At 58.5% G+C, this 15623-nt stretch carries 13 protein-coding genes; 6 read left to right on the top strand and 7 right to left on the bottom strand.

Going from position 1 to position 15623, the window contains the following annotated elements; all coding sequences use genetic code 11:
• Positions 1-126: 126 nt before the first annotated feature.
• Together J4D97_RS07230 and miaA are read left to right on the top strand one after the other, a co-directional pair.
• Complete coding sequence (locus J4D97_RS07230) at positions 127-1257, top strand: glycosyltransferase (protein WP_208306993.1); 1131 nt, start codon at positions 127-129, stop codon at positions 1255-1257.
• A 69-nt stretch (positions 1258-1326) separates the two neighbouring features.
• On the top strand, positions 1327-2229 hold the full coding sequence (miaA, locus tag J4D97_RS07225; RefSeq protein WP_208306992.1) for a tRNA (adenosine(37)-N6)-dimethylallyltransferase MiaA: 903 nt from the start codon (positions 1327-1329) through the stop codon (positions 2227-2229).
• Positions 2230-2231: 2 nt separating this feature from the next.
• Here miaA and J4D97_RS07220 read toward each other — a convergent pair whose 3' ends face one another.
• Positions 2232-2867, bottom strand: coding sequence for a hypothetical protein (locus tag J4D97_RS07220; protein WP_208306991.1), 636 nt, complete (start codon positions 2865-2867; stop codon positions 2232-2234).
• Between the two features lie 127 nt (positions 2868-2994).
• A complete protein-coding gene (pfkA, locus tag J4D97_RS07215; RefSeq protein WP_185284282.1) occupies positions 2995-3966 on the bottom strand; it encodes a 6-phosphofructokinase in 972 nt (323 codons plus the stop codon).
• Positions 3967-4235: 269 nt separating this feature from the next.
• Between pfkA and J4D97_RS07210 the strand changes: the two genes are divergently transcribed.
• Positions 4236-4679, top strand: coding sequence for a TerB family tellurite resistance protein (locus J4D97_RS07210; RefSeq protein ID WP_208306990.1), 444 nt, complete (start codon positions 4236-4238; stop codon positions 4677-4679).
• Between the two features lie 136 nt (positions 4680-4815).
• Here J4D97_RS07210 and J4D97_RS07205 read toward each other — a convergent pair whose 3' ends face one another.
• The 4 genes from J4D97_RS07205 to J4D97_RS07190 all read right to left on the bottom strand — a co-directional run bounded on the left by J4D97_RS07205 (position 4816) and on the right by J4D97_RS07190 (position 7696).
• Complete coding sequence (locus tag J4D97_RS07205) at positions 4816-6009, bottom strand: aspartate aminotransferase family protein (RefSeq protein WP_208306989.1); 1194 nt, start codon at positions 6007-6009, stop codon at positions 4816-4818.
• 185 nt (positions 6010-6194) lie between these two features.
• Positions 6195-6653: a Spy/CpxP family protein refolding chaperone gene (locus J4D97_RS07200; protein ID WP_208306988.1), complete on the bottom strand. Its 459-nt coding sequence runs from the start codon at positions 6651-6653 to the stop codon at positions 6195-6197.
• A gap of 26 nt (positions 6654-6679) precedes the next feature.
• Positions 6680-7111: a hypothetical protein gene (locus J4D97_RS07195; RefSeq protein ID WP_208306987.1), complete on the bottom strand. Its 432-nt coding sequence runs from the start codon at positions 7109-7111 to the stop codon at positions 6680-6682.
• Between the two features lie 30 nt (positions 7112-7141).
• Complete coding sequence (locus tag J4D97_RS07190; protein ID WP_208306986.1) at positions 7142-7696, bottom strand: RNA polymerase sigma factor; 555 nt, start codon at positions 7694-7696, stop codon at positions 7142-7144.
• A gap of 249 nt (positions 7697-7945) precedes the next feature.
• Between J4D97_RS07190 and J4D97_RS07185 the strand changes: the two genes are divergently transcribed.
• Together J4D97_RS07185 and J4D97_RS07180 are read left to right on the top strand one after the other, a co-directional pair.
• Positions 7946-9829, top strand: a complete 1884-nt coding sequence (locus tag J4D97_RS07185; protein ID WP_208306985.1) for a sugar-binding domain-containing protein — start codon at positions 7946-7948, stop codon at positions 9827-9829.
• Between the two features lie 122 nt (positions 9830-9951).
• Positions 9952-12627 carry an MGH1-like glycoside hydrolase domain-containing protein gene (locus J4D97_RS07180; protein WP_243900198.1) on the top strand — a complete coding sequence of 892 codons (2676 nt, stop codon included), beginning with the start codon at positions 9952-9954 and terminating at the stop codon, positions 12625-12627.
• A 143-nt stretch (positions 12628-12770) separates the two neighbouring features.
• On the opposite strand, the gene J4D97_RS07175 is transcribed toward J4D97_RS07180, so the two are convergent.
• A complete protein-coding gene (locus J4D97_RS07175) occupies positions 12771-13520 on the bottom strand; it encodes a DUF481 domain-containing protein (RefSeq protein ID WP_208306983.1) in 750 nt (249 codons plus the stop codon).
• 213 nt (positions 13521-13733) lie between these two features.
• On the opposite strand from J4D97_RS07175, the gene J4D97_RS07170 reads away from it, so the two are divergent.
• On the top strand, positions 13734-15611 hold the full coding sequence (locus J4D97_RS07170; RefSeq protein WP_208306982.1) for a mechanosensitive ion channel domain-containing protein: 1878 nt from the start codon (positions 13734-13736) through the stop codon (positions 15609-15611).
• Positions 15612-15623: the final 12 nt, after the last annotated feature.

The following is a 15623-nucleotide window of genomic DNA, read 5'->3' as shown; positions in this document are numbered from 1 at the left end:
CGGCCGTAAGCTAGTAGGCGTATTTATTAAAACAGGCTAATTTCCTAAATTTGTCAAAAATAACTCAATTTTCAGGCTTCTTCCTCAGGAATTTATCCAACAAGCGCAACTAGCGTCTTTTCGAGTATGCGCTCTTTGCTCTTCGCCGTTACGACCGATCTGAATTATGACCAACGGATGCAACGGATCTGTGGTAGTTTGGCCCGGCAGGGCTACCATGTAACGCTGGTAGGCCGCGCCTGGCAACAGTCGGAACCGCTGCAACCACAGCCGTATCAACAACACCGGCTGCGGTGCTGGTTCACGAAGGGCAAGCTGTTCTATCTGGAGTTCACCGTACGCCTGCTGCTCTACCTGCTGCGGCAGCGGGCCAGCGCCTGGTGCGCCATCGACCTAGATACGGCTTTGCCCGTATGGCTGCGCGCCCGGCTGGGAGGGCAGCCCTTTGTGTACGACGCGCACGAACTATTTACGGAAGTGCCCGAGGTGGTGAGTCGCCCCGCGGTGCAGCGCGCCTGGCGGTGGGTAGAGGGTTTTATTGTGCTGCGCACGACGTTGGCTTACACAGTAGGTCCAGCGTTGGCAGGAGTATTTGAGGCCCGCTACGGCCGGCCTTTTGCTGTAATTCGCAATATCAGCCAACTTACGGTGGCAGAGATAAAGGCACATTTGCCGGCTCCCGAGAGCTATATTCTCTACCAGGGCACGCTAAACGTAGGGCGCGGCCTGGAGGTGCTGTTAGACGCCATGCCGCACGTGCAGGGGCGGTTGGTGCTTTGTGGCGAGGGCGACTTATCGGCGGAGCTACGGGCGCGGGCCGAGCGGCTGGGGCTGCTGGCCTCGGGCAAGGTAGAATTTCGAGGCTACGTGCTGCCCAACGAGCTACGAGCCGTGACGAAGAGGGCGGCCGTGGGTATTATGCTGCTCGAAAAGCAAGGCTTGAGCTACTATTATTCGCTGGCCAACAAGTTCTTCGACTATCTGCATGCGGGCGTGCCACAGCTGATAGTAGACTTCCCCGAGTACCGAGCGCTAAACGATGTGTATGATGTAGCCGAAGTGGTGGCCCTCACGCCTGCGGCTATTGCGCACGCGCTCAACCAGCTGCTACACCACGCGCCCGGCCGCTACCAGCAGTTGGTGCAAAACTGCTTGCAGGCGCGACAGGTACTTAACTGGCAGCACGAAGAGCAGCACCTACTACAGCTGTATGCTGGTTTGTGGCCAGCCCACGAAGCACAGCCTACCCGTGGGTAGGCTGAAACCGTCGTATTTTTGCGAGACACTGTATTGTCCTTGCTGCGGTGGTCAGATTTTTACTTCTCTATGCTTGATCTTGCTTCGCTGGCTGCGGCCACTCGCCCTACCTTGTTGGTTATTGCCGGACCCACGGCCGTGGGCAAAACGGCGCTGTGCGTAGCACTGGCTCAGCAGCTAGGCACCGAAATCGTGTCGGCCGACTCGCGGCAGTTTTTTCGGGAGATGAGCATCGGCACGGCCAAGCCTACCCCGGCCGAGATGCAGGGCGTACCGCACCACTTCATCAACTCGCATAGCATCACGGAAAGCTACAATGCTGGCCGGTATGAAGTTGATTGCTTGGCGCTGCTCGATCAGCTGTTTCAGCGGCACCGCGTGGTGATTCTGACGGGCGGCTCGGGCCTGTATTTGCAGGCCGTAACGGATGGCTTTGATGCCCTACCTACTATCGACCCGGCCGTGCGGGTTGGCATTCAGCAGGAGCTGGCGGCGCATGGCCTACCCGCCCTGGTAGCAGAACTGGCCCGCCTCGACCCAGTAGCGCATGCCCGCATCGACCCGCAAAACCCGCAGCGCGTAGTGCGGGCTTTGGAGGTGACGCGGGGCACTGGGCAGCCTTTTTCCAGCTTCCACGGCCAGCAAATCAAGGTGGCACGACCCTTCGACGTGGTGAAGATTGCGCTGAGCCGCGAGCGGGAGGAGCTCTACCAGCGCATCGACCAACGCGTGGATGAGATGCTGGCCGCGGGCCTGCTGGCCGAGGTAGAAAGCGTGCTGCCCTACCGCCAGCACAATGCCCTGCAAACGGTGGGCTACCAGGAAATCTTCGGCTACCTTGATGGCGCCTACGACTGGGCGGAGGCTGTGCGTCTGCTCAAGCGCAACACCCGCCACTATGCTAAGCGCCAACTCACATGGCTCCGCCGCGATGCGCAGTACCAATGGCTGCACCCAGCCGAGGTAGGGTAGGGTTAAAACCGCCTCCCTACCTTCAACTGCAACGTAGCCAGCGTGTTGCCGAATGTGTCATTCTGGAAAGAGGCCTTGCCGCCAGCCAACCATTGGCGGTCGATGCCAAGGGCTACATCCAGGTTCAAGGAGAGCATGTAGCCAGCATGTACGCCCTGTTCATGTTCTAGATAGTTAACGGCGCCTCCCAAACCTGCATCCCAACGAGTTTGGGGTGCTCCGTAGCGGTTGGAATAGCCTACGTAGCCACCGCCACCTACGGCAAACAGCACCTGCCTATTATTGCCAAAAGGATATAGGTAAAATTCGTGTTCCAGATTGGCAGCCTGGTAGGTCATGGCATAGGGCACGTTCACACCGGTACTGCCAGGCCGTGGAATTGGGTCGTACACCGTTGAAACAGACTCTCGGCTGCCACCAATAAATGCCAGGCGCGTACCTGTGCCTAGGTGGCGCCCGAAGAGCGGGGCATATTCCACATGAGCTTTCAGGGCCTTGTAGTCGCCGGTGCCTACCAGCGCAGAGCCTACCCCTAGCTGAACGCTGGCAGGCCGTTGGGCAAGGGCGGTAAAGGACGAGAAACTCAGGATGGCCGCAAGGCTAGCTATTTTACTGTAATTCAACATAAATTCAGACAAAAAGATAAATAGTAAATGTGTAGGCTCTAATATAGATATTATCTAATATAATCCTTCAGATAGCAAAAAACAGCGCCCCATGTGGAGGCGCTGTTTGCAGTGAGAAGCCGTATGAGTGAACCGTAAGCTACGAGTTCAAAATCTCTACCATCCGCATAAAGCTCTGGTTGATAAGCTTCTTCTTGCTAATGGTGTCAGCGAAGGGAGTGTAAACTAGCTTCTTATCCACAATGCCGGCCATCACGTTGCGCATGCCGTTGACTAAGCCCTCTACGGCTGCAATACCGATCTGAGAGCTGAGCAAACGGTCGGCGGCGGTGGGCGAGCCCCCGCGCTGAATGTGCCCCACGATGGTGACGCGAGTATCGAGCTGCGGAATAGCCGCCTTCACGCGCTTGGCTACCTCGTGCACGTTGCCCTCTACCTCTCCCTCGGCCACAATCACGATGAAGGACGTTTTGGAACGCTTCCACCCCTCGCGCAGCGTGTCAATCACGGCTTCCGTAGACATTTGCGTTTCCGGGACCATCACGATTTCGGCGCCGCCGCCAATGGCGCACGGAATGGCAATGTAGCCCGAGTCGCGACCCATCACCTCAATAAAGAAGCACCGGTCGTGCGAGTCGGCCGTGTCGCGGATTTTGTCGATGGCCTCTAGGGCCGTGTTCACGGCCGTATCGTAGCCGATGGTGTAATCCGTGCCGAACAGGTCGTTATCAATCGTACCGGGCGCGCCTACCGTGGGAATGCCAAACTCTTGCTCGAAGAGGGTAGCGCCCGTGAAGGTACCGTTGCCACCAATGGCAATCAGGCCTTCAATACCGTTGTTCATGAGTTGATCGTAGGCCTGCTGACGGCCTTCTTTGGTCATGAATTTCTGGCTGCGAGCCGATTTGAGGATGGTGCCGCCTCGCTGCACTGTGTTGGAGACGGAAGCCGAGTCGAGCTTCACGAACTCGCCTTTGATCATGCCCGAGTAGCCGCGCATGATTCCATAGACTTCGATGCCGTGGTAAACGGCCGTGCGCACCACGGCCCGAATGCAGGCGTTCATACCGGGCGCGTCACCGCCGCTGGTGAAAACTGCAATACGTTTCATCATTATGTTCCTTCTGTGCTACCCGTAGGGGTGGCAGTGAGGCAGCAAAGTTGGTGAATCTGCACGGAAAGTACAGCGTCTGGGCAAGGAAAGACAAAATCAGGGTGTGTAAGCCAGCTTTTTTTTCTGAATTGCGTAAGCGGAGCTATTGGAAGAATCTTAGCTTTCTTTTAACTTTCACAACTTACTGACATTGTAAGCTGGCCTTACAGCGTCATGTACGCTTGTTGCCGTGCCCGCCCTTTTGTCATTTCTAAACCCCGCCCAGTATGTTTGGTTTTTTTGAAAACGAGCAGACCAAGAAAGTGAAAAGCCATCTGCTGAACCTAGCCGCACTGGCTAAAGCAGACGGACACATCGACGAACGGGAAATGAATTTTATCGTGTCGGTGGGCCGTAAAAACGGCATGCGGGCCGGGGAAGTGCGCGATATCGTGGCAAATTCCAATACCGGCGCACTCATCATTCCTGACAACGACTCCGAGCGTTTCGACCAGATTTTTGACCTCGTGGACATGATGCTGGCCGACGGGATAGTGGACGAAAACGAAATGGACTTCTGCGTAGGCATGGCCGGAAAGTTGGGCTTCCGGCAAGCCATTGTGGGCGTATTGGTGCGCAAAATCTCCATGGGCGTGCGCGACGGCCTACCCCGCGAGCAAATCAAAGAAGACACCCAAAGCTTTCTGAGCCAGAACAGCCAGGCAAACTGATTGCATCTGGGAAGCGGAAGTAATTCTCTGTCATCCTGAACGCAGTGAAGGACCTTCTCACGTGGGAACGAGTCGTTGTTACGATAGTCGTTCTCGCGTGAGAAGGTCCTTCACCGCGTTCAGGATGACATTTTTATTACCCTACCACAAACTCCACCGCCCGCAGTAGCGCGGCGCAGGCCTCGTCAATCTGGTTGTTGGTGATGATGAGGGGCGGGGCGATGCGCAGAGAGTTGTCGCAGAATAGGAACCAGTCAGTGAGGATGCCTTCGTGAAACAGGGCGCGGTCGATGATGGGCTTGAGCACGTCGAACGACTCGAACTCCACCGCCATTAGCAGGCCGCAGTTGCGCACCTCCCGGATGGCCGGGTGCTGGAGCTGCGCCCGAAAGCGCGCCGCTTTCTCGGCCACGCCCGCCAGTAGATTTTCTTCCTGAATAGCGCGCAGGGTAGCCAGCGAGGCTGCGCACGATACCGGGTGCCCGCCAAACGTGGTGCAATGACCCAGAATTGGGTTGGTCTTGAAGCCCGCCATAATCTCCTGCGTGGAAATGAAGGCGCCGATAGGCATACCGCCGCCCATGCCCTTGGCGCAGAGCAGAATATCAGGCTCGATGCCGAACTGCTCGAAGGCCCAGAAGGTGCCGGTGCGCCCAAAGCCGCATTGGATTTCATCCAGAATCAGCAGAGCGCCTACCTCCGTGCAGCGCTGGCGCAGGGCGGGTAGGTACTCTGGGGCCGGCACGCGCACACCCGCTTCGCCCGCCACCGTTTCGATGATAACCGCCGCCGTACGCTCCGTAATTAGGGCTAGATCGGGTAGGTGGTTGGGCTCGATGTGGCGCACGTCAGGTAGGAGGGGGCGGTAGCTGCGCTTGAATTCCTCAGACCCCGTGACCGACAAAGCCCCTTGCGTAGAGCCGTGGTAGGCGCGGTGGCAGCTCACCAGTTCGGTGCGGCCGGTGTGGCGCTTGGCTAATTTGAGGGCGCCTTCCACGGCCTCGGCGCCTGAGTTGGTGAAATAAACGGTATCGAGCTGTTGGGGTAGAGTCTGGTGCAGGGCCTCGGCCAGCAGTGCCGGCGGCGCCGACACCAGCTCACCGTACACCATCAAGTGCAAGAACTTATCAGCTTGGTCCTTAATGGCCTGCACTACGCGCGGGTGGCGGTGCCCCACGTTGCTGACGCCAATACCCGCAATCAGATCAAGGTAGCGGCGGCCATCGGGGGCGTACATATACACGCCTTCGGCCCGTTCAATTTCCAACAGCAGCGGAAAATCGGAGGTTTGCGCTTGGTGGCGCAAGAAAAGCTGGCGAGGGGTAAGCATCCCGCAAAGATACCGAATGGTGAAGTTGTGAATGTTAAAGCGTCTGTCATCCTGAGTGCAGCGAAGGACCTTATCACGTGAGAACGATAATCGTATTAACGACCTCGTTCAACTGGCATAAGGTCCTTCGCTGCGCTCAGGATGACAGACGCTTTAACATTCACAACTTCACAAATTCACCTTTTTCACCTTCTCCGGCTGCGGGTTACGCGCTGTAATACTTCGCGGGTGAACTGGCGCTCGGCGGTGTAGAGCTGGCTTACTTGCCGGATGCTCAGGACTTTCTGGAACTGACGGAGATAGTCTTTGTCGAGGTCTACTTCCTGCTGGCGCAGGGCCAATACCTGATTGAGATTGTCTTTGAGCTGCTGGTCGCTGAGGGTTTCGGGGCGGGTGGTGCGGAGCTGGCGCGAGCGTTGGTTCAAGTCGCGGCGCTTGGTGGCGTACTCGTTGTAGATGGGCCAGAACTGCTGCGCCTGCTCCTGCGTGAGGGACACCTTCTCGGTAAGGTAGGCAATGCGGGCATTTTCAAGCTGGTTGAGACGGCCGCTGGGGGCAGTTTGCGCTACGCCGTGCAGGCTCAAGGCCAGCAAGGGTAGTAGGAGCAGCAATGGGCGAATGGTACGGTGAAAAAAGGCAGACAACGGGTGCATGGCGGAGAAATCAGGCTTTATAAGTACGAATCATCGGTGGGCTGGGCATCGAGGGCACTTTGCAGCTCCTCGGGCGAAGCATGCAAATAGCTGGCGGTGGTAGGCGCGGTGGCCGACAAATCAGCCAAATCGGCCAGGGTCACGCGGGAGTCGTTAGCCAGCAGGTACTGCACCAGCTCCTCCTGGGGCACGGCGGCCAGGGTAGCCGACGCCGAGGTAGGCGTAACGCTGAGCACTAGCGACGCCGCAAAACCACCCAGCAGCAGCGTAGAGGCCAGCGCGGTGCGCAGGGGTAGGGGCAGGCGACTTAGCCAGCCGAGGGCTGGTGCTTCGGTAGGCTGCACGCGGTCCATCACGCGGCGCGGCAGCTGCTCGAAGTACCCGGCCGGGGGCGGCGCCAGCGGATACGGCCGGCGCGGGTGGTCATCCAGACGAAAAGGCGTGTTCATATGCATTAGAAGCGGCGCAAGCCGCAGGGTTTAATCGTTGATAGACTGAGTGGTAACATACTGCTCAATTTTCTTCACAGCGTGGTGGTAGGAGGCCTTCAACGCTCCCACCGACGTGCCCGTGACGTCGGCCATCTGCTCGTAGGTCATGTCCTCGTAGTATTTCAGGTTGAATACCAGGCGCTGTTTGTCGGGCAGGCGCAGAATGGCTTTTTGCAGCTTTTGTTCTACCTCGTCGCCGGAGAGCAAGCCGGGGTCGGCTTCCACTTTGGCTAGCAACTCGGCCCCCACATCATTAAGAGGTAGGAAAAACTTGCGCCGCTTGCTCGACAAGAAATTCAGGCACTCGTTGGTGGCGATGCGGTAAATCCAGGTGAAGAGGCTGGCGTCTTGGCGGAAGTTATCCAGGTTCTTCCACACTTTCACAAAGGTGTCCTGCGTGAGGTCGTCGGCGTCCTGATGGTCTACCACCATTTTGCGCACGTGCCAATACACCCGCTGCTGGTACTTGCGCACCAACTGGTTGAAGGCCAGATTTCGGGAGGCCGAATCAGCAAACTTGGCGAGTATCTCCTGGTCTTCCAATCAGAAGCGGGGTTAGGGCGAAATAGAATGTGTTCTGGTTAGACGCAGGGAGTGGGGTAGGGTTTAATTGACCTATGAAAAACAAATTCGGGAGAGCTATGTGCCTCAGGGCTGAAATCCTAGTGGAAATAGGGAAGGACGTTCGTAATGGCGTTGTGGGCAGCCAAAAGCCAGCGCCTGTCGTACTACCGGAGGTCGGCTGGCGTTTCATCCATACGTCTCCCATTTCCGTCATCAACCCGCCCCTGCATGGACCTCACGCATTCAAACTATGGCCTATCGGCTAGCAAAGAAGAAGAAGAGTATACAGCCGTTGCTGGCGAAAAAGCCCCCATTGTCAACCCCGACGACGACCCCGGTAACCCCTTGCCCCGCGCCGTGCTGCGCCTCAACAACCACCAGCTGCTCGACGGCGAGTGGGGGTTTGCCGTGGATACCAACGATGATGGTCTGCACGGTGGTTGGCACCTGGGTCACGACTACCAGCACACGGCGCAGTGGCCGGGCTCGGTGGAAATGCACATGGCCGCCGCCAAAGGAGAGCCCAGCCCCATTGCCTGGAAAGACAAAGTAGTGGTGTGGTACGAACGCGAATTTGCGCTGCCCGAGCGCGATGAAGTGGAGGCCCGTTCTATGTTGCAGCTCACCTTTGGCGCCTGCGGCTACGAAACCCGCGTATGGCTGAACGGCCACCCGTTGCAAACTATTGAGGGCGAAGAAATTCACTACGGCGAGTACACGTCTTTCTCTTACGAGCTGCCCGAGGAAATCCTACACCTCCGCAACCGCCTCACCGTGCGCATCGCCGACACCATGGACGCCGAAACGCCTCGCGGCAAACAGGAGTCGCACGTATACAAGCGGGGCGGTATCTGGTACCAGACCTACACGGGTGCCGTGCGCTCGGTGTGGCTGGAAATGGTGGAGCGCAACCGCCTCCGCTCCCGCGTGGGGGTTGTGAGCGTAGTAGAAGACCAACTGGTGCGCTTCAACCTGGCACTGCGCATCCACGACCCAGGACAGTATGTGATTCGCTTGCAGGTGTTCGGGAAAGATTCGGACGCGACGGAACCACTGGCCACCTCCGATTTTCCGATGCTCTTGGAAGCGGGCCAGCGCGAGCAGCGCGTGGTGATGGAGCTACCCGGCGCCGAGCTATGGTCGCCGGCCACGCCCCATCTCTATCGGCTGGTAGCCCAGCTCATTGATGCCAATGGCTACGCGGCCCAGATAGAGGCCTATTTCGGCCTGCGCAAGATTGAGGCGCGGGGCTGCTATGTGTATCTGAACAATGAGCGCATCTACCTAGACGGCATTCTCTACCAGCCCGGCACGGCCACTTACGCCGAGATGCAGCGCCATTTCTACGCCATGAAGGAGCTGGGCTGCAACCTGGTGCGCGTGCACATTGCCGGCGTCGACCCGCGCATTTACAACCTGGCCGACGAACTGGGGCTGCTGCTGTGGGTGGAAGTGCCTAGTCCGCACAGCTCCACCACGCGCAGTCGGCACAACCACCGCGCCGAGCTGCTACGCATGGTGGCGCTCATGGAAACGCACCCGTCCATCATCATCTGGAGCTTATACAACGAGGATTGGGGCGCGCAGGACATTGCAACCAACAATAAAACCCGGCAGTACATCGTGGATACGTACCACTACATGCAACTGGCGCACCCGCAGTTTTTGGTGGTAGACAACGACGGCTGGCACCATATTTCCTACCTAGGTAGGCTGAAGTCGGACCTGCTGACGGCCCATCTCTACACGCCCGACGCCAACCGCTGGCGCGAGCTGCTCGACCGATTGGTGCGCGGCGAACTGGAAGGCACGGCCGCTTTCCCCCTAGTGGTAGGCGACCCATTTTTCTACCGCCGCCAGGTGCCGTTGCTGGTAAGCGAATGGGGCGGCTTCGGCTTTCCCGACTACGGCGGCCCCCAGGACGATGCCGAGCGCGCCGAGCGCATTCGGCTGTTCAAGGACGAGCTGCGCGCCCGCCCTATTGCCGGCGACGTGTACACCCAGGCAACCAATATCGAGGATGAGCGCAATGGCCTGATCGACCCGCACACTGGCGAGCTGAGCGTGCCGGCAGGGCTGCTGGCCTCGGGGCCACCCGCGCCGCTGGGGTAGGGGTATCGTGGCACCGTGCGTACCTTCGTTAGCATATTGCAATCAGGGTTTCCACTTTTATGAAACATACGCTCAAGCCGGCAGGCATACTGCTGGCGTGTTCCTTCTTATCGGCTTGCCATATGCAGAAACCCGTTGCGCCTACCACCACGGCTACTGCCGAAGCAACTGCTGCACCGGCTGTATGGCAGTCGGAGGCCTACTCGCTCTACCGCGACAGCGTGGTGCAAGGCGCATACGTAGCTAGGGCATTGTCGCGCACCGAGCTGATATCCAACTACCAAAGCCCGGCTAACGCGTTCGTTGATCCGCGCATTGAGTTCAAGTTTAGCATCAACGGCAAAGACAACGAGCTGCCGGTTGGGCAGAACCACGTAATAATAGCGGTGCCGAAAGTGGGGCAAAACGGAACACTGGAAACGCCGGTCATTCCCTTCGGCCAGCACTTTGCAGACCCTACCCCGGTGCCGGCTAACACCTACCTGGCACCCAACACTGTGCTGAAGATTCGGTTGGATATGCGGCCGGTGCTGGCGGCGTTCAAGCAGCAGGGCTACTACACCACCGCCAAAGGCGATAAGCTCTACCAAGCCGACTTCAAGCACGTGTTTGTGGCGGGTAGCGTGGCGCCGCTGAGTTGGGATTTTGATAATCTGGTGAACAAGCCGGAGCTGGAGTTGAAGGACCCCGACGGCGACGGCATTTACGAAGTAACGCTCACGCTGAACGCGCCCGCCAACGCCAAAACCACGGCCGGCCGCTGGCAGCAAACCATCAACACCGACGACTTTCCGCAGTACCACTCCGACTACCCACTTAGCGACGCGCTCTATAACCTGGCCCTGGAGGAAGCCCGTCGCGCCGTAGAGCCCGACAGCACCTTCCGCACCGGCAAGGAGTGGGCCGGCGTTTGGACCCGCGACATCAGCTATTCCATTATACTAGCACAGGCCACGTTGCAGCCCAAAGTGGCCATGAACAGCCTCCTGCGCAAAGTCACGCCCGAGGGCCGCATCATTCAGGACACGGGCACGGGCGGCGCCTACCCCTGCTCCACCGACCGCATGGTGTGGGCCGTGGCCGCCTGGGAAATCTATAAGGTGACCCGCGACGAAGCCTGGCTGCGTAAGGTCTACCCCATCATCACGAAGTCCATTGAAGACGACGTGCAGAATGCCTACGACCCGGCCACCGGGCTGGTGCGCGGCGAGTCGTCGTTTCTGGACTGGCGCGAGCAGACTTACCCGCGCTGGATGCAGCCCGTGGACATCTACCAGAGTGAAAACCTGGGCACCAACGCCGTGCACTACCAAGCTAATGTGGTAGCCGCCCACATGGCCCAACAATTGGGCGATGCCGCCGCCGCTACCCGTCACCAACAACTAGCCGCCCGCATCAAGCAGGGCCTCAACCAGCACCTATGGCAGCCCGACAAAGGCTACTACGGCCAGTTTCTGTACGGGCGCAATTTCCTCACGCTTTCCCCCAAAGCCGAGGCGCTAGGCGAGGCGTTGAGCGTATTGTTCGGCGTGGCCGAAGGCGAGCAGGCGCAGCAGGTGGTGAGCAAAACCCCTACCGTTCCTTTCGGCGTTCCGTGCATCTACCCGCAGATTTCGGGCATCCCGCCCTACCACAACAATGCCGTGTGGCCCTTTGTGCAGAGCTACTGGGCGCTGGCCGCCGCCAAGGCCGGCAACGAGGCGTCCGTAATGGAAAGCATTGCCGCCATCTACCGCCCCGCGGCGCTGTTCCTGACCAACAAGGAAAACTTTGTGGCCGAAAATGGCGACTTCGCCGGTACGCAGATCAACAGCAGCAACATGCTTTGGAGCCTCTCCGGTAGCCTAAGCCTGGTATATAAGGTGCTGTTTGGAATGCAGTTTGAGGCTGATCGGCTGGTGTTTAAGCCCTTCGTGCCGCAGGCGTTGCAAGGTACGCGCACGCTCATGGGCTTTCGGTACCGCCAGGCGCTGCTGGACGTGGAGATGAGTGGTTTCGGCAACCAGGTGCAACGCATTACCCTTGATGGTCAGCCGCTGGCCGGTGCCGCCGTGCCGGCTACCCTCACCGGTCGCCACCAGCTCCGTATCGTGCTCACCAGCCAAGCGCCCGTAGCCGCGGCCGTGGCGCGGGTAGCCAACCGCTTCTCGCCCGAAACGCCCGTGGTTGCCTACGCTAACAACCAACTGACGTGGCCGTCCGTGCCGGGCGCCACGGCCTACCAACTCCTGAAAAACGGGCAGTTGGCCGGCCGCACCACCGAGCCGCATTTTGCTGTGTCGGCTGGTGAGTATGCAGAGTACCAAGTGGTAGCGGTAGGCGCGGCGGGGCTGGAGTCGTTTGCCAGCGAGCCGCTGCCGGTGGGTAGCCAGTCCCAGCAGGTGCAGCTAGAAATGGTGGCTGCCAAGTCGGCCCTACCTTACAAAGGGTTCTCGGGCAAGGGTTTTGTGGAAATCAGCCAGACGGAGAATCGTACGCTCACCATTCCCGTAACCGTGGTCGAAGCTGGGCTGTACGCTGTGGATTTTCGGTATGCCAACGGCAATGGCCCTGTCAACACCCAAAACAAATGCGCCATTCGCACGCTGCGGCGCGGCGCCGAGCTACTGGGCACGGTAGTGCTACCCCAGCGCGGCACCGGCGAGTGGTCGAACTGGGGCTACACCAACCCGCTGCCGGTGCGCCTACCCAAAGGCAAGACCCAACTGACCCTGACCTTCGAGCCCGCCAATGAGAACATGAACGGCGAAGTCAATCAAGCTATGCTGGATTGTATGCGGGTGGTGAAGTTGCAGTAGTAAATAGAACTGTCATCTCTTCCCATCTGCCATCCTGAATGCAGCGAAGGACCTTATATGCCTGAACGAGTCGTTGTTGCGAGCATCGTTCTAGCGCGATAAGGTCCTTTGCTGCACTCAGGATGACAGATGCTTTTCAATGCTCACCTCTTTGTAGAGTAAGAAAAACCAACGGTAATATTCGTGTTATCAGGGACTTTGCCTTCGCTGTATTGGCTTTCGTGGGTGTAGTTGTAGCTGAAGTTGAAGGCCAGATGATTGGTGAGCTTGAGGGCGGCTGTGGAGACGTTGCTGAAGCGGTAGTTATTGAAATTAGCCAAAGACGGCTGATAGAAGGTGGTAGAGCTAACCGTCAGAATTTTAATGGAGTACGCCACTTTCAGGCGCACCGAGTTGCGGGCCGTGAGCTTGGAGGTACTGTCCTGAAAATTGGTTTTCTCCCGAATAATCAAATTGCTGATCGACACTTCCCGCCCCAACGTATCGGAGTAGAAGGCCCAGCCCGGCCCGGCGCCCAGCTGCACGCGGTCGGTGATGCCGCGCAGGTTGCTGCGCTCGAAGCCCCCAATGGCATAGGCCCGGAAGCGGCCCTTGTAGTAGTAGGGGGTAGCATTGAGCAGCAGTTCGCGTTCCCGCAGCAAGCCATCCTGCTTACCATAGATAAAGCTGCCATTCAGCGGCAGGCCATAGTGCTGACCCCTAGTGAAGGTGAGGGCCTGAGTGGTCGACAACAGCGCTCGGTTGACGCCACCTTTGCTGAAAGCACCCGTCAACTGACTGTTGTAAACAATGAGCGTGGTATCGCGCTGTTGTTGATTTTGGGCGCGGGCCGCTGGGGCCACGAGCAGCAGAGCCGCCAGGAACAACAGGTAAAAGCAGTACAGTTTTGGCATAGAAATCGAGCTGAGCGAGCCGCAACAAGTAGCCGTCGGCAACAGCAATAGGGCAAGGGAGCAAGTGCTCCCGTCTGGGTATGGAGAGCCGCAAAGGTAAGGCCGCCACCCCGACTTGCTGGTGCGTGGTATTGAGAGCTACCAAAGTATATTGCACGATAAGCCTCCGTATTGCAGCTTATTCCTCACGTTTTATGAGTTTGTTTTAGAAAGATGAGTATTCGCTTTTGGCGCTATTTCCTGTTGATAATAAGTGTGTTGTGCGTAGGAGAGCAGGCTGTGGCTCAAGCGCCCGCGCCTACCCGCCGCGACTCCGTGCGTACCCAGGCCCTCAGCACCGACACGCGCCAGCTACGGCAGCTCGACTCGCTGCGGCGCCAAAACACCGACCGCCTCGCGCAATTGCAGCAAGAGCTGCTCTCGCTGAAAGGCCAAGGCCAGGACCGCACCCGCGAGCGGGAGCTGGTGCAGGAGCTACGCACCCTGCAATGGACCGACTCGCTGCGCCACCTGCGCGCCCGCCAGCACATCGACTCGCTGAAGCGCCACGCCCGCGGCTACCCCGTAGTGCCGCATGATGATACACTGTTCTACGTGTACACCAAGCTGGGGCCGTTTTCGCCCCAGGAGCGCGCCAATCTCATTGCCGAAAAAGTGCAGCGCCTGGAATCCGACGTGTTCTTCCGGCCCGATTCGCTGCGCCTCTACCCTTCGGAGCAAACCATCGACCTGATGTATGGTGCCCTGGTGATACAGAGCATTTCCGACAACGACGCCCTCTGGCTCGACACCTCCCGCGACTCGCTGGCCGTGCGCTACCGGGCACGTATTGTGGAGATGGTAGCGGCCTACAAGCAAGAGCACAGCTTGTATAATATACTGAAAGAGATTGGGTTGGCGCTGCTGGTGCTGGTGGTGTTCTACTTCGCCGTGCGCTTCGTCAATCAGTTCTTCCGCTGGGTACAGCTCAAGCTCATCGACCACGAAACCACGTGGTTCCGGGGTATTAAGCTGGGCACCTACGAGTTATTTACGCCCCGCCGCGAGCTGGATGCGGCTCTGCTGCTGGTGAACGTGTTGCGCTGGGTGGTCATCTTCCTGGTAATCTACCTAGTGCTGCCCGTGCTGTTCAGCATCTTCCCCGGCACCCAGGATGTGGCCGATACGCTGCTGGGCTACGTCATCACGCCCCTGCGCAAAATGCTGCTGGCGCTCTGGAACTACCTGCCCAACCTCATCACGATTGTGGTGGTCGTCACGGTGTTTCGGTATATTTTGAAGGGCGTGTACTTCCTGAAAGAAGAAATCCGCCAGGGGCACCTCACCATTCAGGGCTTCTACCCCGATTGGGCCAACCCTACCTACCAGATTGTACGGGTACTCATCTTCGCCTTTCTGCTGGTTGTCATCTTTCCCTACCTACCGGGTTCCGATTCGCCTATCTTTAAAGGTGTTTCGGTGTTTCTGGGCTTCCTATTCACGTTTGGTTCGGCGGGGTCGTTGTCGAACATTGTGGCCGGGCTGGTGCTCACCTACATGCGCGCTTACAAACTGGGCGACCGGGTGAAAATTGGGGACGTAACGGGCGACATCATCGAGAAAAACCTGCTCGTCACGCGCATTCGCACCATCAAAAACGAGGAAATCACCATCCCGAATTCCTCTATTATGAGCAGCTACACCACCAACTACACCAGCGCCGCGCCTACCCTGGGGCTGGTGCTGCACACCACCGTCACCATCGGCTACGACGTGCCGTGGCAGCAGGTGCACCAGTTGCTCATCACGGCCGCGCTGCAAGTCGAAGGCGTCCTGCCCGAGCCCAAGCCCTTTGTGCTGCAAACCAGCCTCGACGACTATTACGTGAGCTATCAATTGAACGCCTACACCCGCGAGGCCAGTAAGCAGGCCGTGCTCTACTCGCGTATTCACCAGAACATTCAGGACCAGTTCAACGCGGCCGGGGTGGAGATTATGTCGCCCCACTACCGCGCCGTGCGCGACGGCCACCAAACCACCATCCCCACCGACTACCTCCCGAAAGACTACGAGGCCCCGAAGTTTCGGGTAGAGGGATTGGACGAAAAGTAATAAGAACACGAT

Origin of the sequence: Hymenobacter defluvii, assembly GCF_017589435.1 — a bacterium.
In the GTDB taxonomy this organism is placed as follows: Bacteria; Bacteroidota; Bacteroidia; order Cytophagales; family Hymenobacteraceae; genus Hymenobacter; species Hymenobacter profundi.
The sequence above is the reverse complement of the archived record's forward strand: the minus strand, read 5'-3'. Positions and strand labels throughout refer to the sequence as shown.